Source organism: Faecalimonas hominis, from assembly GCF_054660755.1.
Genome location: NZ_BAAHSH010000036.1, coordinates 1 through 23,986 on the forward strand (window position 1 = coordinate 1; position 23,986 = coordinate 23,986).

Annotated in this window: 28 protein-coding genes; 2 read left to right on the top strand and 26 right to left on the bottom strand. The window is 39.2% G+C overall.

Annotated elements, in window-relative coordinates; genetic code table 11:
• The first annotated feature begins 126 nt into the window (after nucleotides 1-126).
• The gene (gene rpmB, locus ACYQ35_RS06760; RefSeq protein ID WP_009320597.1) at nucleotides 127-312 is read left to right on the top strand and encodes a 50S ribosomal protein L28; all 186 of its coding nucleotides are present in this window, start codon (nucleotides 127-129) and stop codon (nucleotides 310-312) included.
• A gap of 51 nt (nucleotides 313-363) precedes the next feature.
• Here the strand turns inward: rpmB and ACYQ35_RS06765 are convergent, their stop codons facing one another.
• The 12 genes from ACYQ35_RS06765 to ACYQ35_RS06820 form a co-directional block, all read right to left on the bottom strand.
• Nucleotides 364-510 (bottom strand): hypothetical protein, encoded by a 147-nt coding sequence (locus ACYQ35_RS06765; RefSeq protein ID WP_009757115.1) that lies wholly within the window; start codon nucleotides 508-510, stop codon nucleotides 364-366.
• A gap of 50 nt (nucleotides 511-560) precedes the next feature.
• Nucleotides 561-962 carry a GerW family sporulation protein gene (locus tag ACYQ35_RS06770; protein ID WP_009757116.1) on the bottom strand — a complete coding sequence of 134 codons (402 nt, stop codon included), beginning with the start codon at nucleotides 960-962 and terminating at the stop codon, nucleotides 561-563.
• 23 nt (nucleotides 963-985) lie between these two features.
• Nucleotides 986-1,861 (bottom strand): DUF2953 domain-containing protein, encoded by an 876-nt coding sequence (locus ACYQ35_RS06775; protein WP_459831495.1) that lies wholly within the window; start codon nucleotides 1,859-1,861, stop codon nucleotides 986-988.
• A gap of 8 nt (nucleotides 1,862-1,869) precedes the next feature.
• Nucleotides 1,870-2,208 carry a hypothetical protein gene (locus tag ACYQ35_RS06780; RefSeq protein ID WP_459831498.1) on the bottom strand — a complete coding sequence of 113 codons (339 nt, stop codon included), beginning with the start codon at nucleotides 2,206-2,208 and terminating at the stop codon, nucleotides 1,870-1,872.
• A gap of 25 nt (nucleotides 2,209-2,233) precedes the next feature.
• The gene (locus tag ACYQ35_RS06785) at nucleotides 2,234-3,565 is read right to left on the bottom strand and encodes a peptidoglycan D,D-transpeptidase FtsI family protein (RefSeq protein ID WP_459831570.1); all 1,332 of its coding nucleotides are present in this window, start codon (nucleotides 3,563-3,565) and stop codon (nucleotides 2,234-2,236) included.
• A 115-nt stretch (nucleotides 3,566-3,680) separates the two neighbouring features.
• The gene (locus tag ACYQ35_RS06790) at nucleotides 3,681-5,141 is read right to left on the bottom strand and encodes an FtsW/RodA/SpoVE family cell cycle protein (protein WP_459831500.1); all 1,461 of its coding nucleotides are present in this window, start codon (nucleotides 5,139-5,141) and stop codon (nucleotides 3,681-3,683) included.
• An 8-nt stretch (nucleotides 5,142-5,149) separates the two neighbouring features.
• Entirely contained in the window at nucleotides 5,150-7,516 is a 2,367-nt protein-coding gene (locus ACYQ35_RS06795; RefSeq protein ID WP_459831503.1) for a U32 family peptidase, read from the bottom strand.
• A 39-nt stretch (nucleotides 7,517-7,555) separates the two neighbouring features.
• Complete coding sequence (locus tag ACYQ35_RS06800; RefSeq protein WP_009757122.1) at nucleotides 7,556-7,966, bottom strand: cell division protein ZapA; 411 nt, start codon at nucleotides 7,964-7,966, stop codon at nucleotides 7,556-7,558.
• A 72-nt stretch (nucleotides 7,967-8,038) separates the two neighbouring features.
• Nucleotides 8,039-9,040 carry a Holliday junction branch migration DNA helicase RuvB gene (ruvB, locus tag ACYQ35_RS06805; RefSeq protein ID WP_009757123.1) on the bottom strand — a complete coding sequence of 334 codons (1,002 nt, stop codon included), beginning with the start codon at nucleotides 9,038-9,040 and terminating at the stop codon, nucleotides 8,039-8,041.
• Between the two features lie 16 nt (nucleotides 9,041-9,056).
• Nucleotides 9,057-9,662 carry a Holliday junction branch migration protein RuvA gene (gene ruvA, locus ACYQ35_RS06810; protein WP_009757124.1) on the bottom strand — a complete coding sequence of 202 codons (606 nt, stop codon included), beginning with the start codon at nucleotides 9,660-9,662 and terminating at the stop codon, nucleotides 9,057-9,059.
• A gap of 19 nt (nucleotides 9,663-9,681) precedes the next feature.
• Entirely contained in the window at nucleotides 9,682-10,173 is a 492-nt protein-coding gene (locus ACYQ35_RS06815) for a Gx transporter family protein (protein WP_009757125.1), read from the bottom strand.
• Between the two features lie 10 nt (nucleotides 10,174-10,183).
• Entirely contained in the window at nucleotides 10,184-10,540 is a 357-nt protein-coding gene (locus ACYQ35_RS06820) for a NusG domain II-containing protein (protein WP_009757126.1), read from the bottom strand.
• A gap of 125 nt (nucleotides 10,541-10,665) precedes the next feature.
• Between ACYQ35_RS06820 and ACYQ35_RS06825 the strand changes: the two genes are divergently transcribed.
• Complete coding sequence (locus ACYQ35_RS06825) at nucleotides 10,666-11,643, top strand: FAD:protein FMN transferase (RefSeq protein WP_459831512.1); 978 nt, start codon at nucleotides 10,666-10,668, stop codon at nucleotides 11,641-11,643.
• 39 nt (nucleotides 11,644-11,682) lie between these two features.
• Here the strand turns inward: ACYQ35_RS06825 and ACYQ35_RS06830 are convergent, their stop codons facing one another.
• From ACYQ35_RS06830 to ACYQ35_RS06895, 14 genes are all read right to left on the bottom strand, one after another.
• A complete protein-coding gene (locus ACYQ35_RS06830; protein WP_009757128.1) occupies nucleotides 11,683-12,027 on the bottom strand; it encodes a hypothetical protein in 345 nt (114 codons plus the stop codon).
• Between the two features lie 43 nt (nucleotides 12,028-12,070).
• A complete protein-coding gene (locus tag ACYQ35_RS06835; protein ID WP_459831516.1) occupies nucleotides 12,071-12,508 on the bottom strand; it encodes a DUF2752 domain-containing protein in 438 nt (145 codons plus the stop codon).
• A gap of 9 nt (nucleotides 12,509-12,517) precedes the next feature.
• The gene (locus tag ACYQ35_RS06840) at nucleotides 12,518-13,309 is read right to left on the bottom strand and encodes an RnfABCDGE type electron transport complex subunit B (RefSeq protein WP_459831519.1); all 792 of its coding nucleotides are present in this window, start codon (nucleotides 13,307-13,309) and stop codon (nucleotides 12,518-12,520) included.
• Between the two features lie 12 nt (nucleotides 13,310-13,321).
• Entirely contained in the window at nucleotides 13,322-13,897 is a 576-nt protein-coding gene (gene rsxA, locus ACYQ35_RS06845; protein ID WP_009757131.1) for an electron transport complex subunit RsxA, read from the bottom strand.
• Between the two features lie 11 nt (nucleotides 13,898-13,908).
• Entirely contained in the window at nucleotides 13,909-14,607 is a 699-nt protein-coding gene (gene rsxE / locus ACYQ35_RS06850) for an electron transport complex subunit RsxE (protein ID WP_009757132.1), read from the bottom strand.
• Nucleotides 14,600-15,208, bottom strand: coding sequence for an RnfABCDGE type electron transport complex subunit G (locus ACYQ35_RS06855; RefSeq protein ID WP_459831524.1), 609 nt, complete (start codon nucleotides 15,206-15,208; stop codon nucleotides 14,600-14,602). The genes rsxE and ACYQ35_RS06855 overlap by 8 nt, the downstream gene beginning before the upstream one ends.
• Nucleotides 15,208-16,140, bottom strand: a complete 933-nt coding sequence (locus ACYQ35_RS06860; protein WP_459831527.1) for an RnfABCDGE type electron transport complex subunit D — start codon at nucleotides 16,138-16,140, stop codon at nucleotides 15,208-15,210. Before ACYQ35_RS06860 ends, ACYQ35_RS06855 begins: the two co-directional genes overlap by 1 nt.
• An 18-nt stretch (nucleotides 16,141-16,158) precedes the next feature.
• Nucleotides 16,159-17,475, bottom strand: coding sequence for an electron transport complex subunit RsxC (rsxC, locus tag ACYQ35_RS06865; protein WP_459831530.1), 1,317 nt, complete (start codon nucleotides 17,473-17,475; stop codon nucleotides 16,159-16,161).
• Nucleotides 17,476-17,667: 192 nt separating this feature from the next.
• Nucleotides 17,668-18,759, bottom strand: a complete 1,092-nt coding sequence (gene rpsA, locus ACYQ35_RS06870; protein WP_459831534.1) for a 30S ribosomal protein S1 — start codon at nucleotides 18,757-18,759, stop codon at nucleotides 17,668-17,670.
• Nucleotides 18,740-19,594: a 4-hydroxy-3-methylbut-2-enyl diphosphate reductase gene (gene ispH, locus ACYQ35_RS06875; protein ID WP_459831537.1), complete on the bottom strand. Its 855-nt coding sequence runs from the start codon at nucleotides 19,592-19,594 to the stop codon at nucleotides 18,740-18,742. Before ispH ends, rpsA begins: the two co-directional genes overlap by 20 nt.
• Nucleotides 19,595-19,604: 10 nt before the next feature.
• A complete protein-coding gene (gene cmk, locus ACYQ35_RS06880; RefSeq protein WP_009757138.1) occupies nucleotides 19,605-20,261 on the bottom strand; it encodes a (d)CMP kinase in 657 nt (218 codons plus the stop codon).
• Between the two features lie 15 nt (nucleotides 20,262-20,276).
• The gene (locus ACYQ35_RS06885) at nucleotides 20,277-21,506 is read right to left on the bottom strand and encodes a BaiN/RdsA family NAD(P)/FAD-dependent oxidoreductase (protein WP_459831542.1); all 1,230 of its coding nucleotides are present in this window, start codon (nucleotides 21,504-21,506) and stop codon (nucleotides 20,277-20,279) included.
• Nucleotides 21,507-22,436 carry a MurR/RpiR family transcriptional regulator gene (locus tag ACYQ35_RS06890; protein ID WP_009757140.1) on the bottom strand — a complete coding sequence of 310 codons (930 nt, stop codon included), beginning with the start codon at nucleotides 22,434-22,436 and terminating at the stop codon, nucleotides 21,507-21,509.
• 133 nt (nucleotides 22,437-22,569) lie between these two features.
• Entirely contained in the window at nucleotides 22,570-23,979 is a 1,410-nt protein-coding gene (locus ACYQ35_RS06895; RefSeq protein WP_009757141.1) for an oxaloacetate decarboxylase subunit alpha, read from the bottom strand.
• Nucleotides 23,980-23,986 lie beyond the last annotated feature (7 nt).

Here is a 23,986-nt window from a genome sequence, read left to right on the forward strand (position 1 = left end):
TATCAAAAATGGTTTATAAAAGTTAAATAAGAGGAAAATAAACTCTTGCATATTTTCTACTTTTCTGCTAGAATACTTAGTGTTGTGAGTCTATTATGGCTATTAATATCGTTAGGAGGTGCAATCATGGCTAAATGTGCTATTTGTGAAAAGGGTGCTCATTTTGGAAACAACGTAAGTCACTCTCATAGAAAAACACCAAAAATGTGGAAATCTAATGTAAAATCAGTAAGAGTTAAAACTGAAGGTGGTTCTAAAAAAATGTACGTATGTACTTCTTGCTTAAAATCAGGAAGAGTTGAACGTGCTTAATTTTACACATGATAAAACGAGATGATTTCATATCACCTCGTTTTTTTATTGCTATTTTCCGTCACAGCAAAACAATATATATCCTAACAGGAAACAGATAATAATAACTGTCACCTTTAAAAATGTACTGGAAATAAACATGGATATCAGCATGCCGACCGCTACCCAAAACAGCGCAAATCCAATTACCCTCTTCATCTTCCACTTCCAACTACATCTTTATTCCATTCTATGCAAAAATTTTCGTTTTATGACTCCTTCTCTGATTTTCCGTCTAATATCTCGGCCACATCGTCCTCTGTCATCTTTTTTTCCTTATTCTGATTGCTAAATCTTTCTACCACATCAGGAACCATATCCAAAATTTTTGTAATTGTGTCCTGATTTCTTATATTTACCAGTTTTGTCTTTCCGTCCTGAATAACAAGAACCGCACTTGGTGTCATTTTCCCTCCAAGTCCGCCTGCACCTTTATTCTTCTTATCCTGTTCAAAAGCACCCGCACCTACTGCAAACGATACGTCCACTAAAGGTAAAATAATTGTTTCACCGATATGAATCGCTTCCCCCACTACTGTCTTTGATGAAACTACGCTGTCCATTCCTTTAAAAAGAGATTCCACCGTATTTTTTAAATTGTTCTCTGCCATTTGAATTCCTCCATTCATTTTGTTTATAGTTGAAATGCCCGTATATGTTTATATGTCTGTCTGATTTCTTTGCTTCGTATGATATTAAAAACCGGAATCAGGAAATATACTCCTCTAATGTACCCTTTGACACTTATGTTTCCTTCCAAAACAGCCTTCTCAAAATCCGGCGCAATCGAAAGCATATTCGCATAAAAAGGATACCACATGCTAAGTATTGCCAATGCTTTTCCCGTCAGATAAGGATCCGAAAAGCCGAAGCGGACTCTTCCTTTGATTTTTTTCGGTCTTAAATACTTTAACAGCCGTATTATTTCCTGCTTAGTTTTCCCCCATGCTGTCCGATGCAGTTCATCTTCCAGAAATTCCAAAACTTTATCTTTTTTCTCAGAAAGTAATTTTATCTTACCACAAAGATTTTGTATTGTATATTTTATCTTTTGAAAGATTTTCTTCAGTTTATCCAAAAGTGAAACTTTTTTTCGCTTCTTTTCTTTTTTGACCACCACTTCCCGCGGGGGAAGTTTTTTCCGGTCTTCTTTTGACTCAATCTGTTTTGGCTGTTCTGTTACTTCTGCCGTTTTTTCAGGCTCTGCTTCTGTCTTTTTTGTTTCTTCTTTTTTCTGTACAGATACCGGTACATTCCACTTTTTCCATGCGGTTCTCACCTGCCAGTCTGCCTTCTTATCCGCATACGACACATAACCTGACAGAAGATGCAACAGCCATGAAAATCTTACTTTCACTTCCAAAGACTGTAAAGTACCTTCTCCCTTCATCTCTATTCGATAGCGAATCGGTACGAACAGCATAATCCCCGCTATAAGAACAATGAGTCCCAGTAAGACCAAAATCAATATTCCTATTATTTTTAATAGTATACATAAAATATGTAACATTTAAACACCTATACTTTACTTTCCTGAAATTCCTGCTGCGTTTCCAAAATATATCTTCTTAAATCAGCATCACCATAGCGAAGATATGTATCTTCCGTAATCCTTTTTATCACTTCCAGTGATTCTGTATAACTGCTCGCCACACCGACAACAAGTGCCGGTTTTTCAATCCATCTTTTTTGCAGGAGAAGAATAGAATCATAACATTCCAATTGATTTACCGGATTGTTAGGAAGTACGATCAGATAGCAGCTAAACTGTACTTTTCCCATCTCTAATTTTTCTACAACACTCTCCCGCTTTTCTTTCAGACTCTCCCCGGCATATAAATTTTTATAAAATTCCATTTTATTCCTTCTTTTCGACTTTTAACTAATAATAACTGTTAAAAACTTTTTTTGCAACATTTACTGCCTTTGTTCCTGTTGCATCAGAGCCTTCCACTACAACACTGATAACCAGTTCCGGATTTTCCACATTTGTAAATCCAACAAACCATGAATGTACCTTTTCTTTATCTACACTGTATTCTGCCGTTCCTGTCTTTCCCGCTACGGAATACCCCTGACCGCTGAGAGTTTTTGCCGTCCCCTCTTCTACTACCGCTTCCATATATTCCGTCAGTTGAGAGGCTTCTTCTCTTGTCATAAGTGTTCCATACTCTTCCGGCATATTTTTTGTCACTGTTGTTCCTGAATAATTTACCACTTTATCAACCAAATATGGTTTCATAAGTTTTCCACCGTTTGCAATTGATGATGTAATCAGCGCCATATGATATGGACTTACCTGCGTTTTTCCCTGACCCATGGCAGTCATCATTACCTCAGAAGAGGCATCTTTTGGTGATAAGACAAATTTACTTTCACTATACATAAGTGGTGATGGCAACCCCTTATTAAACAGTAAATCTTCTGCCGTCTTTTTATATTTTGAAATGTCTAGTTGTAAACCGATATTCGAGAAAGATGTATTGCATGAATTTGCAAAAGAACTTCTCAAATCTTCCATTCCATGTACTTTATTGTTATTACAGTGAATGACCGTTCCTTCATGCTCAATTTTGCTTGTACATTTATACTGATAGGAATCGTAATCACTGTTTTCTCTTATATATTCCAGAGCCGTCACGATTTTAAAAGTAGAACCCGGAGCATATTTTCCCTGCATGGCGCGATTTAACATGGCACTGTCTTTATCCTGATTTAACTCTGCCCAGTTTTCCGCAACAAAATTTGGATCAAAAGTAGGTTTTGATACGAGGGAAAGTATTTTCCCCGTGTCAGCCTCCATTACAACAACCGCACCTTTGTTATCTCCCAAAGCATCATATGCCGCCTGCTGCAAATTCGTATCAAGCGTAGTTACCACATTGTCTCCTATGTTCTTTTCTCCTTTGAACTCTTTCATAATTTTTTCCAAAACGAATGCGTTTGACGTAAGGAGGTTGAAATTTTCCACTGACTCCAATCCCGCCTTACCTTTTGAAGCATATCCCACAACATGAGAATATAAGTCCCCATAAGGATATTCCCTCGTCTCTTTTCCGTCCTCGCCAACTGTTGTCTTTGCAAGAACCTCTCCATTTTTATCTAAAATTTTCCCACGGATTACCCTGTCAGCAAAAATATCCTGCCTCATATTATAAGGACTGTTAATAATAGTTTTCGCCTTAACTGCATTAAAATATACAATATATCCCATTAAAACAAGAAACAGGCTGACAAACAAATACGTGATTCTTGCAAATTCTTTATTTGTAACCTTTTTTCGGCTTTTTTTCGGCTTTTTCTCAACTGCCTTTTTTGGTGTTGTTTTTTTAGCGGGTTGTCTTCTTTGCCCCCACTCTTCGTCTTGGCTGCTCGGAAGCCGCTCGAGACGGGCGTCCAGATCGTCGTCCATCAGAATCATTATATCGTCGTCCGTTAAACGCCTGCTTTTTTGATTTCTGTCTTTCCTTTTTTCTCTCAATGATTTCTTCCTCGTCTTCCCTTAATACATATAATCCCTGAATAATTGCAAACATCATAATTGTGCTCAACACAGAACTTCCTCCGTAACTTACAAGAGGAAGTGTAACACCCGTCAATGGAATAAACTTCGTTCCTCCTCCGATTGTGAGGAATATTTGAAAAATGTAACATGTTCCAAGTCCAAGTGCCACTAATTTATAAAACGTATTTCTTAATTGCATGGCAATATTGAGAAACATCACATAACAACTCACACAAATCAGCATCATACAGAGAGCAAAAATCAATCCCAATTCTTCAGCAATTGCCGCAAAAACAAAATCTTCCGTTGCAACCGGTATTTTATCTGCCGCTCCCTGCATAAGTCCCATGCCAAACCAACTGCCCGTACCTATGGCAAACAGTGACTGTGCAACCTGATGACCTCCCGGTGTCTGCGGACTGACAGGTCCCCTCCAGACGGCAACACGGGTGCGCACATGACTAAACAGAAAATAGCCCGCCACAGCTGCAACGCCTCCGCCTGCAGCACCTGCCATCAAGTACAGCGGCTGCCTTGTCGCCACATACAGCATAATCAAATAAACTACAAATAAAATTAACGCTGCTCCCAAGTCTGTACTTAAAACAAGAATAATAACATGAATCGCCGCTATAATCGTTGTCACGACAACATCTTTAAATTCCGTTGATTTTTGCAGCCTGCCGGCAACAAAAAACACAAAAGAAATCTTTACAAACTCTGAAGGCTGAATACCAATTCCCGCAATTGTAAAACCAAGTTTAGCTCCTCCCGACGTACTGGCCAAAAGAAGCACAAGCAACAGCGCACATAAACCTATTCCTGCATACAGATATGTCCAGTCTGCCAGTTTTTTCATTTTTCTTATGGCAACCGGTATCACAAGGCTGAGCAAAACCGAACCTGCTACAATGATACATTGCTTTATCGCCTTCTGAAAAGAAAGTCTTGTCAGAATAATAAATCCAATCGTCAGAAGCATGCACATATTGTTTACGACCAGCCTTGAAATCTTTGGATAGATTTTCGTGTAAAGCAAAATAATTCCGCTAAGAAGAGCAATCTGTATGAGATAGAACGCAATTACTTTTACCTCGTCCATTTTTAAATACAGTACAAGATACGCCATAAAGTGTATGGCAAACATCAGCCTGTTCTGCCTTCTCAGCAATTTTCTTTTTTTATACTCATCTTCATAACCAAATACCGAAAAACAAAGATATGTGTAGATTGCTATGCAGATAATCATCAGATATTTGGATAATTCAACTATAATATTTACCAATTTTTCACCTACTTTACTCCTCGTTTGAAATGGCCTCTTGTAAACGCCTTTTCATACGTTCCAATTTCTTTATTATGGATAAAAACTTCCTCGAACTGTTTTATCACTTCTTCTGTTTCTTTTCCGTTTTCTATCGTGAAATGAAGGCGCAATTCTTTTGGGGCTAACTGTAAAATATCTTCCTTTTGTTCAAGCAGGCACAGTGGCTCTGCGTTGTAAATAATATTATAACAGTAATCACAACAATTTTTTGATGTAAACTGCTTATTATATCTGTCAGTCATTTTTGTATATCCACTCCGGTGAGTACATTTCCCGGTAGTTTTATGAATGCATTGCGCCGACACCATCATCTGTAAATATCCATATACGACCAACTCACTTTTATCACACCCAAGTTCCTGTAACTCTCTGTAATTCAATTCCAGCGGTGCGGTAAATTCATGAACTCCATTCTCTTCCCAAAACCTTTTTGCTTCCTGATTGAACTGATACATATTACAGTCCAGCACAATATGTGCCTGCGGAAATCTTTCTTTCAGAAAATAAAAACTCTCATAGTTTCTTATCAAAATACCATCGAATACAGTTGCATCAAAAGTTTCTGCATATTTCTTCTCTGTATCTCCCCTAAAAATATATGGCATCGCAAAATATATTTCTTTCCCTCTATCCCGGGCCTGTTTAGTCAAATCTGATAATTCTTTATTTTCCCATGCCTTCTCTATGATTGTACAGTCGATATAAATTCTTTTTACCGATTCGTTACCGATTGCTTTAAGGAATTGTTCTTTCTTTTCCACATAGACAAACAGAGACTGTATATCGTGTTGCTTATTTTTCTTTATACCCTGTTTTTCTTGTTTTTCCTCTTCTTGCTTTTCGTCCCTGCGCCTGTATTTTGCACAAATTTCCTTTTCCAGCATCTCCAGACCGCTTCTTCTTAATTCATTTAATTTCTGCATCGGCATAAAAAGAGAATTTTCCAAAGAAATCGTAAGCGTATCAAATACGAATGGAGTATTCCCCGTCTTTCTCATCTGCTTATCAATTCTCTCTTCACTCATCGGCTGGTTTAACGCCTGTTCCGCCTTTTCTCCGACAACAGTAACTTCCGTATCGCCAAGCCTCAATGTTAGTGTAGCATCTTTTTCTGTAGAAAGTATTAAATTCCCATTAATTTTTTCCTGCAGTTTTTGTTCCACAAAGTTTTTTCTCAACTCCTGCAATAGTTTTTCATTTCGGGTACGGTTCAACACTTCCCCTTTGCCGATTTTTTTCCCTTTGCGCAATCCTATCGAAATTTGCTGCCCTATTCTTACATCTTGTCCCAATGTATAATTTTCTTTATCAGGCAACTCCAAAATATCGCCTTTGTGCAGTTCTGTCATTGCTTCTGCTTTTATTTCTTTTCCCTGCTGCGAAACTACCTTTACTGCTTTTATACCTGCATGGTTAGGGCGATGTAATGATAGCATTTCTTTCCCGTTTCTCATCTGATAATATCCCGTGTGAAAACCGCCGCGATTGTACAGATCCATCAAAATCTGTTTATCTTCCCGGGATACGGAATAATCCTTTCGTCCTTTTTGCAAGTATAAATCCGCATATTTACGATAAATCGACGTTACTGCCGCCACATATTCAGGCTTTTTCATTCTCCCTTCAATCTTGAACGAATAAATTCCCGCCTCTGCCAAATCGGGAATAAATTCCACCGTACATAAGTCTTTTAAACTCATCACATAGGACGTTTTTCCGTCCACTTTATAAGGAAGTCTGCACGGTTGCGCGCACTGTCCCCGGTTTCCGCTTCGTCCTCCTAAAAGGCTGCTGTACAGACATTGCCCCGAGTAACAGTAACATAAAGCACCGTGAACAAAGCTCTCTATTTCAAGAGAAGTCTTTTCAGATATTTCCTTTATCTCCTGCAAACTCAACTCTCTTGCCGTAACAATTCTCTCTACGCCCTGCTCTTCCATAAATCTTGCACCATCTGCTCCTGTAATCGTCATCTGTGTGCTTGCATGAATGGGAAGGCTTGGAAAATATTCTCTCACAAAGCGAAGAACACCCGGATCCTGTACGATAACCGCATCTAACCCCTGTCTGTAATAAGGCAGAAGATACGAGTACAGTTCTCTTTCCAGTTCTTTTTCTTTTAACAGTGTATTAACTGTTAAATAAATTTTCTTTCCGTGCAGATGTACATAGTCTATCGCTTCCAGCAATTCTTCCTCCGAAAAATTGTTCGCATATGCTCTCGCTCCAAAACGATTTCCTCCTACATAAACTGCATCTGCACCTGCCGCAATCGCCGCTTTCAGACTTTCATATGAGCCTGCCGGTGCTAAAATTTCTATTTCTCTTTTCATACCTGTTCCCTTTAAAAAAGACTGTCCGCTGACAGTCTTTTATTTTTCACGATTTTTTAACTCCGTTTCCAGTTTTACAATCTGTTTCTGCAACTCCGTATTTTCTTCTTTCAATCTGTCTATTTCTTTCTCAGCATTTTCGCAACTTAACTGTGCAGAAATCAACTCGTGTTTTAAATCATACATCTCCTTATCTTTCAGTTCAATGTCCGCTTCCGATGTCGTTGCCATGCTCTTTGTCTTGAAATAATCGTCCGCAATATTGAGTGCAAGCAATATGCTTCTCGTCTCAGCGCTCTGCTTCTTGTACCCTTCCACACTGCTGCATTCGTCCATTTTGCGATTTAAATATGTAGAAACTTTCTGCAAATACTCTTCACTCTCAAAACCGCTCAGAGTAAAAACTTTTCCCCCAATTAAAACTTCTGTATAATTTTTTGACGATGCCATAGGACACCTCCTTATTACTTTCTAATCATGTATTCTTTATTATAAACCATTCAAATTGAAAATCCAACTATTTTAATGATTTTCCTCTGAAATTCCCAGATGGTGATATGCAAAAGAAGTAACCACTCTCCCTCTCGGCGTCCGGTGGAGAAATCCGTTTTTTATAAGATACGGCTCATACACATCTTCTATCGTTCCCGAATCTTCTCCTATAGATGCCGCCAAAGTGTCAAGTCCCACCGGGCCTCCGTTAAATTTCTGAATCATTGTCAATAGAATATTTCTGTCAATGTGATCCAAACCATACTTATCCACTTCCAATAAATCTAACGCATAGTTTGCCGCTTCTTCCGTAATAATTCCATCGTATTTAATTTGTGCAAAATCTCTCACTCTCTTTAACAGCCTGTTGGCAAGACGTGGAGTTCCCCTGGATCTTCTCGCCATCTCCATAGCGCCATTTTCGTCCACTTCCACGCCCATCACTCCCGCTGATCGGATAATAATCGTCTGTAATTCTTTCTCCGTATAAAATTCCAGCCGCTGCACAACTCCAAATCTGTCGCGCAAAGGTGCGGTGAGCATTCCTGCTCTTGTAGTCGCTCCAACCAAAGTAAACTGAGGCAGATCCAGACGAATGGAGCGGGCATTCGCACCTTTTCCAATCATAATGTCAATGGCATAGTCTTCCATGGCCGGATATAAAATTTCTTCTACCTGTCTGTTTAATCGGTGAATTTCATCGACAAACAGTACATCGCCCTCCTGAAGATTGTTTAAAATTGCCGCCATTTCTCCCGGCTTTTCAATGGCAGGACCTGATGTAATCTTTAAATTCACTCCCATTTCGTTTGCTATAATTCCTGCCAGTGTTGTCTTTCCTAATCCGGGCGGTCCGTAAAATAACACATGGTCAAGTGCTTCGTTTCTCTCTTTTGCCGCCTGAATGTAAATGCGGAGCATCTCTTTTGCTTTTTCCTGTCCAATATAATCCGTGAGCAGTTGAGGCCGCAGATGATTCTCTATCTTTAAATCCTCTTCCAGACTCTCAGTTGTAATAATCCTTTTTCCCATTTTATTTTCCCGCCTTTTACATCATAAATCTCAACGCCTGTTTCAACACAGTTTCCACATCGCTGTCCGCATTCACTTCTACCCGGCGCACTGCCCGCAGTGACTCCGTATTGCCATATCCCAACGCCACAAGCGCCTGCACGGCTTCCGCCTGCACTCCACTGTTTTGGCCGGTTACAGCCACTTCTTCTTCCTGTACCATATGTTCCAAGACATCGTCCATACTCAACTTATCCTTTAATTCAATAATTAGTTTTTCTGCTGTTTTCTTGCCGATGCCCTGAGCGGCAGAAATCGCTTTGACATCGTTTGACAGCACGGCAAAGCGCAAATCGTCCGCACTTAAATTGGACAGAATGTTCAATGCGCCTTTCGGTCCTATTCCGCTGACACCGATAACGAGTTTAAATACTTTTAAATCATCTCTTGTCAAAAATCCGTATAACTGCATGGCATCTTCCTTTACATGCAGATATGTATGTAACCTCACCTCTTCATGTAATGGCGGCAATTTTCCCATAGACTGCGCAGGCATAAAAATGCCATATCCTACTCCGCCCACATCTATAACTGCTTTTTCCTCTTCAACTGCCACCAATTCTCCTCTTATATATGAAATCATCTTTTCCTCACTTTCATTACTAAAAATGGATTTTCTTAATCCTCTTCATTATCTCATCGGAGACAATCCCAATTACAATCCCCGTAATTAATCCCGAAATTAACAGCACAGATGCATAATAAACTAAGTTTAGACTTTCCAGCACAATCATGGCAACAATCAACTGTCCTATATTATGAAACACTCCGCCCGCCATACTGATTCCCATAATACTAAACGATTCTTTTCTTTTCAGACCGTACATCACCGCAAGACTGAGCAGTGAGCCTGCAAGACTGTATACAATACTAAACAGATTGCCAAACATAAATCCCGCCAGAACTACTCTTGTCACGGATAAAAGATAGACCTGCTTTTTATTCATCTTATACATGGCGACGACAATAACCAAATTAGCCAGCCCCAGTTTCACTCCCGGTATGCCGATATGAAAAGGAATAAGTGACTCCACATAACTGAAAATCAGTGCCAGCGCCGTAAACATTCCAAAATAGACACCTTTATTTTTCATGATATTCCTCCTAATTGGCTACTCCGTCCAATTCATTCTCCTCGCCTTCCACAACCGTAATAATAATTTTATTCGGAAGACATACAAGACTTTCTCCTGCTTTTGAAATAGGCTTTTGCTTTACACATACTTTATCCGGACAATCCGCTTCCGTAATATCAGCCTTTCCGTCTTTGATCACAAGGCGGTTTGTCCCGTTCAGATTCAGTTCTCTGTCTTCGGAAAGCGCATACCTGCCCTTAACAACGCCATCTATCTTTATCTCAATAACATTCTCCTTACCGTTATCTTTTAACGCTGCCGCTAAAAATAAAAGAACCGCTATTCCAATAATAATTATCATTAACTTATAGTCATTTTTCTTCATCTGCTATTTTCTCCCTGCCTATTTTATCATATTCATTCCGACTATGCAATCATATGTTCGATTGCATTTCGAGTATAAATTAGTATATACTATTTAAGTAAAATCATAAAGAAATGAGGATATGTATGAAACGTCGTTATATAAGTATTGTATTAACCTTTTGTCTGCTGCTTTTAAGCGGCTGCACCACCCCTGTTTCCAAAGACTCTATCAGTAAGAGCGGAATATTTTTTGATACGCTTATCTCCATTAAACTTTGGGGCACAAACGACTCTTCCATTTTAGAGCATTGTTTCAAACTATGCTCGGAATATGAAAACAAATTTAGCAGGACGATTCCCGAAAGCGAAATTTCAAAAATTAATCAAAGTAACGGAGTTCCCGTAGAAGTTTCTGACGAAACAGTCGAACTTATTAAGAAGGCTCTCTATTACAGCGAATTATCAAATGGTGCTTTCGACATTACGATTGCCCCTCTGAGCAGTCTTTGGGACTTCAAAAACAATGACGGAAACGTTCCCGCTCCAACTCTTATTCAGGAAGCAAAAAGTCATGTAAATTATAAAAACGTAGTGGTTGACGGAAATACCGTTCAACTCCTCGATCCCAAAGCCGCGTTAGATCTGGGTGGAATCGCAAAAGGTTACATCGCAGACCGCCTGAAGGAATATCTTGAAAAAGAAGGTGTCAAACACGCCATGATTAATCTCGGAGGCAACGTACTGACAGTCGGCAATAAACCGGACGGAAAACCTTTCCATATCGGTATACAGAAACCTTTTGGAGAACAAAACGAAACAATAGCCTCCATTCCCGTAGATGACCGCTCTGTCGTATCTTCAGGCGTGTATGAACGATATTTTAAAAAGAACGGTAAAATCTATCACCATCTTTTGGATTCCTCCACCGGCTATCCAAAAGAAAGCAATCTTTTGAGTGTAACAATTATATCCGATTCCTCCGCTGACGGCGATGCGCTCAGCACTGCCTGCTTTATTTTAGGCTTAGAAAATGGATTAAAACTAATCAACCAATTAGATAATGTTGATGCCGTTTTCATTACAGACGATTATCAGTTACATTGTACAGAAAAAAATAAATGATACCATCTTGAAATAAGAGGGTATCATTATTTTTCTACTCTAGTAATAATAGTATTGTGAAGATGCCGGAATAATTAGCGCAAATAAAACAATCACTAAAATAATTGCTAATATTGTCTGAATTACCCAGTAAATCAACCACGCCTTACAATAATTTCTGCGGTTTTCATTTCCACCTTTTCCGAAGGCCCAAACCAAATATATGATGGGACCGATACATGGGATAATTGTGGCTAAAATTGTCAAAAGCCATTCCCCTACCGACATTACTCCGTTGTCGTTCTGCTGATTGTAATTCTGAGGCTGATTGTAGTTATAGTCCGTATTATAATTATACTGGTACTGCTGTTCGTTTTCCTGTTCGTTATTGTAATTTTCTTCCATAACTGCAACTCCTTTAGTCTATAATAATTTATTGCTTATCATATCACATTTTTATCCATTTCACAATACGCATCATCAAATTATCCCTATAATACGACATTGGCGGGTTGCCCGGAAATTGTGTGGCAAACCGGTAAACATATAAAACCAGCATTCCCACAATAAGCAAAATCGCATATTTTTTTAATTTCTTTAATGATGCTTGTCTGAAATATCTCTGAATTATAAAAACGACAACAAGAAGTACGATGGGAAAAATGGCAGGGTGTACATTCCACGCCTGTATCCATTCCCCTTTAAGGAAATGGACGCCTGCTCTTGTCAGCCCACAAGCTGCACATGGAAATCCTGTCACAACTACAAACGGACACCCACTATGTAACACAAATTTCATGAAAGCAAGATAAATACCAATAAGGATAATCGCTATCTTTAATTTCTTTATATCCTGCCAAAACAATTTTCCTGCCTGTTTCCACATTTTTCTTCCCTACATAATAATTTTCTTAGGACATTTTTCTGCACAAGCCCCGCAATTTGTACATTTTTCAGGATCAATGTGCGCAATATTATCTTCTACCGTAATCGCATCATACTCACAGACTTTCTGACACATTTTACAGCCAATACAGCCCGCCTTACATGCTGACATGACATCTTTTCCTTTATCTTTAGAATTACACTGTACCAAATGTTTCTGTCCATAAGGTACTAATTCAATTAAATTCTGCGGACATACCGCAATACATTTTCCACACGCCTTACATGCTTCTTTATCTACCACAGCAACACCGTTTTCGATATGAATTGCATCAAAAGGACAGGCTTTTACACAAGTTCCAAAACCGTGACAGCCGTAATTACATGATTTAGGACCGCCATTTTGCATGGATTTCATCATTGTACAGTCCTCTATACCTGTATACACATAATCTTTTCCAGCCTTGTCGCAAGTTCCGGCACATTTTACAAAGGCAGTCATTCGAGTCTGCTCTTTTGCCTCAACTCCCATAATTTTACCGATTTCCGCCGCCACGGCTGATCCTCCAACCGGACAGCCGCTTATCTCTGCCTCTCCTTTTACAATCGCACTGGCGAGACCTGAACAACCTGCGTATCCGCAGCCTCCACAGTTATTGCCCGGAAGAACTTCTATGATTGCTTCCTCTCTCTCATCTGTCTCCACAGCAAACTTCTTTCCTGCCAGTCCTAAAAAAGCACCGATAAATAATCCTGTTCCGCCTACGATTACGGCAGCAATTACTATTCCCGTTATACTCATTTTTCCAGCCTCCTAAATTAGTCCCGAAAATCCAAAGAACGCTATCGCCATTAAACTTGCCGTCACAAGTACAATAGGTGTTCCCTGGAATGACGGTGATACATCATTATGCTCTGTTTTTTCACGAATTCCCGCCATAATTACAATGGCAATCGTAAATCCTAAAGCAGTTGCAAATCCGTTTACTACACTTTCCAAAATTCCGTACTCTTTCTGTACGTTCGTCAATGCTACACCAAGCACTGCACAGTTTGTTGTAATTAACGGAAGATATACTCCCAACGCTTTATATAACGGAGGCATCATTTTCTTCAAAAACATTTCAACAAACTGTACCAACGCAGCAATTACCAAAATAAATACAATTGTCTGCAAATATTCAAAATGTAACGGTGACAGAATAAACTTATAAATCAAACCGGTACAGAACGATGAAATTGTAATAACGAATACAACCGCTCCTCCCATACCTGCCGCTGTTTCCACCTTTTTAGACACACCTAAAAATGGACAAATTCCTAAAAACTGGCTTAAAATAACGTTATTTACAAGTGCAGAGCCAACCGCAATAATCAATAACTCTTTCATTTTGTCCCCTCCTATTTATCGCTTTCTACAGGAAATACTTTTCCTTTGCAACCGTGGTTTCCACAAGATGCACAGCCTTCGCCACAACTTGCTTCAACTACTTCTTTTCCTTTTTTCTTTGCATTTGCTTTAATCTTATTCTGTAAAGCAACAAGACCTGCAAGTACAAGAAATGCTCCCGGCGCCAAAATGAAAATAGTAATAGGCTCGTAAGATGCAGGCATTACGCGGAATCCAAAGATTTCTCCCGCACCAATTACTTCACGGACAATACCGATACTTGTTAATCCTACAGTAAAACCAAGCCCCATACCGATCCCATCGAAAATTGACGGAAGAACCGGATTTTTAGATGCGTAACTTTCCGCTCTTCCCAAAATAATACAGTTTACTACAATAAGAGGAATATATAGTCCTAACGCATCATATAAAACAGGAACAAATCCTTCCAATAAAAACTGCACAATCGTTACGAAAGATGCTACTACTACGATAAATGCCGGCATTCTCACTGAATCCGGAATAACCTTTCTCAACATGGAAATCAACATATTAGACATAACTAATACAACTGTTGTTGTGAGTCCCATACCTACTCCATTGATGGCTGAAGTTGTAACCGCCAATGTCGGACACATTCCGAGCATTAATACAAAGGTAGGGTTTTCTTTAATCAGACCGTTATATAACCGTTCCATACACTTATTCATTTACACTACCTCCCAACGCATCTTGAAAATATGAAAGTCCTGCATTTACTGCATTTGTCACGGCTCTCGTTGTAATTGTAGCACCGCTTAACGCATCTACATTTCCTTTTGGATTATCTTTTTTCACTTCAAACTTATCTGTTTTGACATTTTCAAACTGCTTTTTAAATGCCGGCTCAGTTGCCTGCATTCCCAAACCTGCAGTTTCATTGATGGATAAGATTTCAATTCCCGTTACCGTTCCGTCCATTGAAACTCCAACTGAAATTTGAATTTCTCCGCCATATCCTTCTTTTGAAGTCGAAGTAATGACATATCCAATCTCTTTTCCTGATTTATCTTTTCCAACTGCAACTTCGCTTAGATAACAGCCGTTAATTTTGTTTTTCTCTAAAATTTTCTCCGCTTTCTTTTCATCAAAACTGTTGTCTGTCTCGAATTCTTCGGCATCTGACATAACAGATTTATACGCTTCCTGTTTTGCCTTTTCTTTTGACGCCTGTATAGGTTCCTTTGTTATCTCATAGACACCGCCAAGCAACAGACCTGATACAAGAGTAATCGCTGTCAAAATCAGTGCATTTTTTACAATTTTATTCATTATTTTTCTCCTCCTTTGCCGAAAGGTTTCGGAATTGTTACCTTTTCAATCAACGGAACTAAAAGGTTACTAATGATAATTGCATATGACACCCCTTCTGCCGAACCCGAAAACAGACGAATCGTTCCCGTAAGAACGCCAAGACAGACACCATATAAAATCTGTCCTCTTTTTGTAATCGGCGCAGTCACATAATCCGTTGCCATAAACCATGCGCCAAGCATTAATCCGCCTCCGCAAAGATGTGCGGCAATGTAGTTGACATCAAACCCGTGTCCACTAAATAAAATAAGAAAAATAACAAATGTTACAATATATGTAAGAGGAATGCGAATCTGAATAATTCCCATAACAAGCAGGAATATCGCTCCTATTAAAATAGCGATTACTGAAGTCTCACCGATTGTTCCTGCAATATTTCCAATAAACATATCTTTAAGATTTACATCTTCACCTGCTTTTAATGCCGCCAAAGGTGTTGGACTTGTCACCGCATCATTATATACAAATGTTGTCATTCTTCCCGTAAAGGAAATGAGAAGAAAACATCTGGCTGCCAATGCAGGGTTCATAAAGTTCTGTCCCAATCCGCCAAAAAGTTGTTTTACGATTAAAATAGCAAAAACACTTCCAAGAACACAGAGCCACCACGGTGCTGTAGGCGGAAGATTCAGTGCTAATAGTAATCCGGTTACTGCCGCACTGAAATCACAAATCGTCACTTTTTTGTGCATCAGTTTCTCATAAATGTACTCCGTAAGCACCGCTGAACCTACCGTAATCAATACGACACCCAACGCCTGTACTCCGAAATTATAAACTCCGAATGCTGTGGCAGGTAATAGTGCCAGCACTACGCATAACATAATATTTGCTGTTGTTGTTTTTGAACGTATATGTGGTGAAGACGATACATTAAATTGTTCACTCACTTTTCGTCACCTCTTCCTTTATTTTTTTCTATTTGCCAACGCAATTTTTCTCATTGTTCCAATGGACTGTTTTAACTGCCGTTTTGCCGGACATACATAACTGCACGAACCACATTCTATACACTCAAGCCCTTCCAGTTTTTTAAATCCTTCTTCATCGTGACGCTCCGCCAAATCTGCAAGTCTTGAAGGAATAATACGGCTTGGACAGACTTCCACACATCGTCCGCAATTAATGCAGGCAGTAGGCTCATTCGCCTTTACCTCATCTTTCGTAAATCCCAAAATAGATGATGAAGTTTTTGTAATTGGAGTGTCTGTAGTAAACATGGCAAATCCCATCATCGGACCTCCTGAAATGATTTTCTCAGGCGGATTTTTAAATCCTCCTCCCGCTTCAATCACTTCCTGATGATTTGTCCCGAACAACACTTTGAAGTTACCCGGTTCTTTTACCGCATCTCCACTTAACGTTACGATTCTTTCCGTAACCGCTTTCCCTTCGACAACTGCTGTATGAATGGCAATCATTGTTTCCACATTATCCACTACACAGCCTGCATCTGCCGGAAGCATGGAAGAATTGATTGCTCTTCCCGTTGTGGCAAAGATTAACTGTCGTTCCGCACCCTGCGGATACTTTGTCTTTAATGCCTTTACTTCCATTCTCGACTCTTTCTCCGTCAGTTTTCTCAATTTTTCAATGCAATCCGGTTTGTTATCTTCCACACCGAAAATTCCTTTCGCCTGTGGAAATATACTTAATACAACACGCATTCCGCTGATCAATTCTTCAGGATTTTCTAACATTCTTCTATAATCCGCAGTAATATACGGTTCACATTCCGCACAGTTCGCAATGACATAGTCTATTTTTTCCGGCTCTTTCGGAGATAATTTTACATGAGTAGGGAAACCTGCACCTCCCATTCCCACTATTCCCGCTTCTTTAATTCGATCAATTATCTCTTCCTTTGTCATCTCCTCAAGAGGTTTCACCGGAAGATACGAAACTTCTTCATATTGAAAATCATTTTCCACAACAATCGAATCTACTTTCGCTCCTGAAGGATTAAAACGCTTTTCAATCCCTTTCACTTCACCTGACACAGATGCAAATATTGACGCAGAAACAAATCCTCCCGCTTCTGCTATCTTCTGCCCTTTCAAAACTCTGTCTCCCGCTTTCACGACAGGTTTTGCCGGTGCGCCAATATGCTGTGAAAGTGGGTAAACCAATTCTTCTTTTGGCAGTATACTGACAATTTTCTTATCTTTTGCCAGTTGCTTTCCATCATCAGGGTGAATTCCTCCTTTAAATGTTAAAAGTTTCATTTTATCTCTTCCTTTCATTTGTTTTCAATCCTTTATGTATATCATACAAGAATTTTTTATATAATTCTAGTAACTCACTACAAATGATTGTATATTTTAATATACATCTTGATGAATTTTTAACATATTTTTTCACATAAAAAATAGAGACTTCCGTCCCTATTTTTTATGTATCTCTACTCCAGCCCTATCCTATTCCTCAACAGATTCTTCTGTTTCTTCTGCTGTTTCCTCTGTTTCAAGAGCCTTCATGCTTAAACTGATTTTTTTGTCTGCTACGTTAAGGTCTACGATTTTTGCTGTGATTTCCTGTCCTACGTTTAAAACATCTGCCGGTTTTTCTACGTGTACTTTAGAAATCTGAGAAACGTGAAGTAAAGCATCTACGCCCGGTGCTAATTCAACAAATGCACCAAAGTTTGTCATTCTTGCCACTTTACCTGTAACTTCTGTTCCTACAGCATATTTTTCTTCTGCGTTTGCCCATGGATTTGTCTCAGGGAATTTCAAACTTAACGCAACTTTTGTATCATTAATATCTTTTACAAGAACTTTGATTGTTTCGCCTACCTGGAATACTTTCTTTGGATTTTCAACTCTTCCCCATGACATTTCAGAGATGTGTAATAATCCGTCTACTCCGCCCAAGTCGATAAATGCACCGAAATCTGTTACATTTTTAACAGTTCCTTCGACAACATCTCCCACTTTAAGGTTTGCAAATAATTCTTCCTGTAATTTTGCTTTCTCTGCAACTAAAAGTTGTCTTCTGTCACCGATTACACGGTTTCTTCTTGGATTAAATTCGCTGATAACAAATTCAATTTCCTGTCCCTGATATTTGCTTAAATCTTTTTCATATGTATCAGATACTAAACTTGCAGGAATGAATACTCTTGCTTCATCAACAACAACGCTTAATCCGCCGCCTAAAATCTGATTTACTGTCGCTTTTAATACTTCTTTGTTTTCAAAAGCTTCTTTTAATCTTTCATTACCTTTTTCTGCTGCTAATCTCTTATATGTTAACAACACTTGACCTTCTCCGTCATTTACTTTCAATACTTTAACAGTCATCGTATCACCAACTGATACTAAAGTTGTCAAATCAACGTTTGGCTCATTTGTATATTCGCTTCTTGTAATAATACCGTCTGCTTTATACCCTATATTCAAGATGATTTCATCTGGCTTTACATCGATTACAGTACCATCTACGACCTCTCCATTACGTATTGTTTTTAAAGACTCTTCTAACATTTGTTCAAAAGTTAATTCTGACATTATTTTGAACCTCCTCAATTATATTATTAGGCGTTGACGCCCCTGCTGTAATACCTACCGTTTTTGCCGACCCCAATTGATTCAAATCCAAATCGTCAAGTGTCTGAATATAGTACGTATTGTTACATGCTTTATCACATATTTCAAATAATTTCTGGGTATTAGAACTATGCTTATCACCGATAACTATCATAGCATCTACGCCCTCTGCAATGCTTCTCGCCTCGGTCTGACGCTCGGTAGTCGCATTACAAATCGTATTTAAAACACTTATATCATAACGCTTTTTAGAAATAATTTCAACTAATTCTTCAAATTTCTTGTAATTAAATGTCGTTTGTGATACAATGCACACCTTCCCAGACCTATCAGGCTCAAAATTGTTCACATCTTCCATCGTTTGAATAACCGTAACCGGAGAAGTTGACCACCCTTTAATCCCTTCAACTTCGGGGTGTTCATTATTTCCGATAATCACAATCTGGCTGCCCGCTTCGCTCTCCCTTTTTACAATATTATGAATTTTCTTAACAAAAGGGCATGTTGCATCTACGCACGCAATATTTTTCTCTGCCAGTTTATCATAAATTCTTTTCGGCACGCCATGAGAACGTATGATAACTACGCCATTCTCCAGGTTTTCCAGTTCTTCCTCCGTCTGAATCACCTTCACTCCTCTTTTTTGCATATCTTTTACAACTTCATCATTGTGAATAATCGGTCCGTAAGTGTAAATCTGTTTGCCTTTTTCTTTTTCAACCTGATCATACACCGTTTCCACGGCTCTTTTTACTCCAAAGCAAAATCCGGCCGTCTTTGCCACTTTTATTTCCATTTTCTCACCTTTATTTACAATATTTTAATATTTCTGCAACGACTTCATCTATGGACATTTCAGAAGAATCAATATAAACCGCATCTTCCGCCTGCTTTAGCGGCGCCACATCTCTGTTCATATCTCTGTAGTCTCTGTCTTCAATATCTTTGGCTATCTCTTCCAACACACACGGAACACCCTTTTCCTGCAGTTCTAAAAATCTTCTTTTTGCTCTTGTCTCCACACTTGCCGTCAGGTAGATTTTCGTCTCCGCCTGTGGAAGCACATTCGTTCCAATGTCTCTTCCGTCCATAACAACATTTTCTTTGGCAGCCAAGTCTCTCTGTAATTCCAATAATTGGAGTCTGACTTCTTTTATTGCAGAACTGACAGACGCCATTTTACCTACTTCTTCTTCCCGAAGTTTTGCCGTAATGTTCTCTCCATTTAAGTATACCTGCTGTACTCCGTCTTCATATCCCAATGTCACAACAGCCTGTCTGCACATCTTTCCTATCTGTTCCGTTTCATCGGCGGACACTCCGTTTTCTAAAAAATAAACCGCCATTCCTCTATACAATGCACCCGTATCTACATAAATATACCCTAATTTTTTTGCCACTTTTTTTGCTATTGTACTTTTTCCCGCTCCCGCAGGACCATCGATTGCTATATTATATCCCATTCTCCTTCTCCCTTCTTACCAAATACTGCTTCCGGCCATATATGCCGTAGACCATGCTATCTGCAGGTTAAACCCGCCCGTCAGGGCATCTAAATCCAGCACTTCTCCTACAAAGTACAGATTTGGAACCAGTTTTGATTCCATCGTTGCCGGATTTACTTCTTTCGTTTTCACGCCGCCCTGCGTAATGATGGCCTCCCTAAAAGACCTTGTCCCGTTAATTGTCAGCGTAAAATGCTTAATCAGACGAACAAACTCCATGCGTTCTTCTTTTGAAACTTCATTTACTTTCTTTTCCGCATCTATTCCGCTTAACATAACCATAACCGGTATTAACTTTGCCGGAAACAACTTAGTGATTGCATTTCTAAACTGCTTATTTTTATTCTCTTCAAAATCTCTTAACACTCTTTGATTTAACTGTTCTTCGGATAACGCAGGCTTTAGATCTATCACCAATTTCATCTCTCTGTCCTGCAGTTTTTTCGTAATATAACTGCTGGCACTGAGCATCAAAGGGCCGCTCACTCCATAATGGGTGAACAGCATTTCTCCAAAATCACTGTAAATTTCTTTTTTCCCGTCATAGATTGTCGCTTCCACATTTCTAAGAGAAAGTCCCTGCAGTTCTCCCACGAAATCTTCCTTAATCTCTAGGGGAACTAACGCCGGATATACTTCCGTAACCGTATGTCCCACACTCTCCGCCATACGATAACCGTCTCCCGTGGAACCTGTAGGCTGATACGAGCAGCCTCCCGTAGCCACAATGCATGCGTCCGCTGTTACTTTTTCACCGTTTGATAAAACAATCTCCCGAAATCCTTCTTCGTTTCCTTCGACAGATTTCACCTTCGTATTCAGATGAACTTTTACGCCCAGTTTTTTCATTTCTCTCTCCAAACCATTGATAACGTCCGAAGAATGATCTGACACCGGAAACACTCTGTTGCCACGCTCTATCTTTGTTTTCACTCCAATTTCTTCAAAAAACGAAATTACATCTTCATTTGTATATCCGTAAAAACTGCTATATAAAAATTTAGGATTTGATACCACTGACTGAAACAGTGTTTCCATATCCCCTGCATTCGTAATATTGCAGCGGCCTTTTCCCGTAATAAAAAGTTTCTTGCCCGTCTTTTCATTTTTTTCAAACAGATGTACTTCGTTTCCGTTTCGCGCCGCAAAAACAGAAGCAAACATTCCTGCTGCCCCTCCGCCTATCACAACTACTTTACTCATCTATTTTTCTCCATCTCTTTCTACTTTTTTCAGTGACATCTTGTCATTTACCGGATTTAGTTCATCGCTGCTATATACCTGATATTCGTCCCATATTTTTTCCAACGTTCCCAACGTATCAATCACTTCCGTCTGCTTTTTCATACATAGGGCAACTACAAGCGCATTTACCACACTCAATGGCGCAACCAGCGAATCAACAATAGATGCCATGTCACTTCTCGCTATAAGGTTACATGATGAATACAAATTCATCGGCGAATGTACGCTGTCCGTGAGTGTAATTACTTTCGCCTTACGGTTACTTGCAAATTCCAAAGCCTTTAACGTCCGCATTGAATAACGAGGAAAACTGATTCCGATGATTACATCTTCTTCATTAATACGAATTAACTGCTCGAAAATTTCACTTGCACTGTTTGTATTGACCAGCGTTACATTGTCAAAAATCAAATTCAGATAAAACCCAAGAAAACTTGCCAAAGGCGCACAACTTCTGATTCCTACTATATATATGCGTTTCGCATTGAGCATCGTATCTACCGCCAAATCAAAGGCGCCCTGCTCTATGCCTGCCAAAGTCAGTTTTATTTTTTCTATATCGGATTGCAGTACGGTTTCTAATATCTCTGACTGGGCAATTCTCCCATAAGCCACTTCCATACGCTGTATGGAATTCAGTTTGTTTCTTACCAGTTCCTCCAACGCCTTTTGAAAACCGGGATATCCGTCGTATCCCAATTGGGTGGCAAAACGGACAACAGTAGACTCACTTACCCCCACCGTTTTCCCGAGTTTTGCAGCAGTCAAAAACACTGCCTTGTCATAGTTTTCAGCAATGTATTCCGCCAACAGTTTCTGTCCTTTACTCAATCTTGCATATTTCTCGTTTATTTTACTTAACAGTTCATTCGTATTATTGCTGTTCATTCTCGGCCTCCGTATCCCTTCTCTTTTTCCTAAAAACTTATTATACACAACTAAAGAAATAAAGAAAAGTCTTTTCTTCCGTTTTTCTTTCATAACGCAAAAGAGTTAGCAAATGCTAACTCTTTTAACTTTATTATACCGGATAACTTCCGTTTTCAGTGTCCGCAACTTTCTGGTCCACTTTTGTCTGCTGCGCTTCTCTATATTTGAAGAAGTCTGTCGCAACCTGAGGGAATAACGCATAAGATAATACGTCCTCATCTTGCTGTGACCATTGTTTCATCTCATCTTTTAATGTATCCAATTCATCAGGAATCAAATCAGCCGGACGACATGTAATCACTTCCGCATCTCCGATACATTTCTTCTGTACTTCTTTATTGAATGGTTTTACTGTAGCACCATATTTTCCGCATAAAACATCTTTTGTTTCTTTTGTTGCCATTTTGTAACGTTCACCCATAAGCACATTAAATACTGCCTGTGTTCCAACAATCTGTGAAGATGGTGTTACAAGTGGCGGCTCACCTAAGTCTTTACGTACTCTAGGCACTTCTTCAAGCACTTCATAGAATTTATCTTCCGCTCCCTGTTCTTTCAACTGTGAAGTCAGGTTAGAAAGCATTCCTCCCGGCACCTGATATAATAATGTTTTAATGTTTACTCCCAAGTTTTTCGGATTCAACAATCCTGATTCCAATGCCTCATCACGAATCGGACGGAAATAATCTGCAATTTCTGCAAGAAGATTCTGGTCTAAACCTGTGTCATACGGTGTTCCTTTAAATGTTTCTACCATTACTTCTGTCGCCGGCTGTGATGTTCCCATGGCAAATGGTGACATAGCCGTATCAATCACGTCAACTCCTGCCTCAACTGCTTTTAAATAAGTCATTGATGCAACACCTGATGTGTAATGTGTATGCAACTGAATCGGAAGTGAAGTAGCCTCTTTCATCGCTGTAATCAACTCTGTCGCTTTGTATGGAACTAATAGACCTGCCATATCTTTAATACAGATAGAAGTAGCCCCCATGTCTTCGATTTTCTTTGCAATATCCATCCAGTATTCCAATGTATAAGCATCACCAAGTGTATACGATAAGGCAACCTGTGCATCTGCTTTTTCTTTTACAGCAGCTTTTACTGCCGTTTTTAAGTTACGGATATCATTTAAACAGTCAAAAATACGGATAATGTCAATACCGTTTGCAACTGATTTCTGCACAAAATATTCCACTACATCGTCTGCATATGGACGGTATCCTAAAATATTCTGTCCACGGAATAACATCTGTAATTTTGTATTTTTAAATCCGTCACGGAATTTACGAAGTCTTTCCCACGGATCTTCTTTTAAGAAACGAAGAGATGCGTCAAATGTCGCTCCACCCCAGCACTCTACTGAATGATAACCAACTTTGTCCATTTTATCTACGATTGGAAGCATCTGTTCTGTAGTCATTCTTGTTGCAATTAAAGACTGATGTGCGTCTCGTAAAATTGTCTCTGTAATTTTAATTGGTTTTTTTTCGATTTCCATTCTAATT